The organism is Streptomyces sp. AC627_RSS907 (genome assembly GCF_019049165.1).
The window spans coordinates 1-709 of sequence record NZ_JAGMUE010001017.1 but is presented as its reverse complement, the minus strand read 5'-3'; the positions used below and the strand labels follow the sequence as shown (position 1 = coordinate 709).

1 protein-coding gene and 1 pseudogene are annotated in these 709 nt (G+C 68.3%); both read left to right on the top strand.

The features are described from left to right. Window positions 1–57: 57 nt before the first annotated feature. Entirely contained in the window at window positions 58–453 is a 396-nt protein-coding gene (locus tag KUM32_RS40000; RefSeq protein ID WP_217146627.1) for a hypothetical protein, read from the top strand. Continuing rightward, window positions 450–709: pseudogene (locus KUM32_RS39995) on the top strand (hypothetical protein); the annotation flags it as partial. The gene KUM32_RS40000 and the pseudogene KUM32_RS39995, both read left to right, overlap by 4 nt.

Genomic DNA, 709 nt, shown 5'->3' with positions numbered 1-709 from the left:
GTTCTTCGCCACTGTGCCATTCGAGGACTGCCTCCCCCACGTACAGGGGAGCCAGACATGACAGGCATGCCTGACTGGATTCCGCCTGGTGGTGGTGTCCGTTGGACGCGGGTGGGGGAGTTGGGGTGGCACAGCCTGACGCTGCCGTTGTACCTGGGCAACCGAGTGCTGTCGGCGCTCGGCGAGGCGGGTGGGGCGGTGATCCAGGAGGACGTGGAGCAGCGGCTGACCTGGCTGATCGAGCCGGATTTGGCGGCCGTACAGCACCTGCGCGACCATCCCGAGGTCACGCTCGCGGGCAACGACGACAGCTACCTCTTCGTTCCCGGCATGACCCGTGACCACACCGTGTGGTGGCGCGTCACCCCCACGCCCGAGCGGTTGATGACCGACGCCGGTCTGCTGGCGGACGCGTTCGCGGTGGTGCGGCCGAGGACGGGTGGTCGTCCGTGATCGACCTCGATTGGTCCCCGCCAGTGGGTGAGGACGTGATGTTGCTGCCGGCGGGCTGGCAGTGGGACGCGGTGCGCACGTCCACCGTCATCGCGGACGCCGCCTTCCGGATCCTGGACGGTACGGAGAACTGCGCGGCCATCATCGACCCCCGCACCGGGTGGGTGTACTGGCTGTTGCCGCCTGGGGCGTTGGGTGAGTTCGCGCACTGGGAGCGGCTGGAGCAGCACGTTTCGTTGATCGCGGCAGGTAGTGG

What these genes read in the sequence shown, in the direction of transcription:
- KUM32_RS40000 (WP_217146627.1), top strand. Translation starts at nt 58, where the DNA reads ATGACAGGCATGCCTGACTGGATTCCGCCTGGTGGTGGTGTCCGTTGG.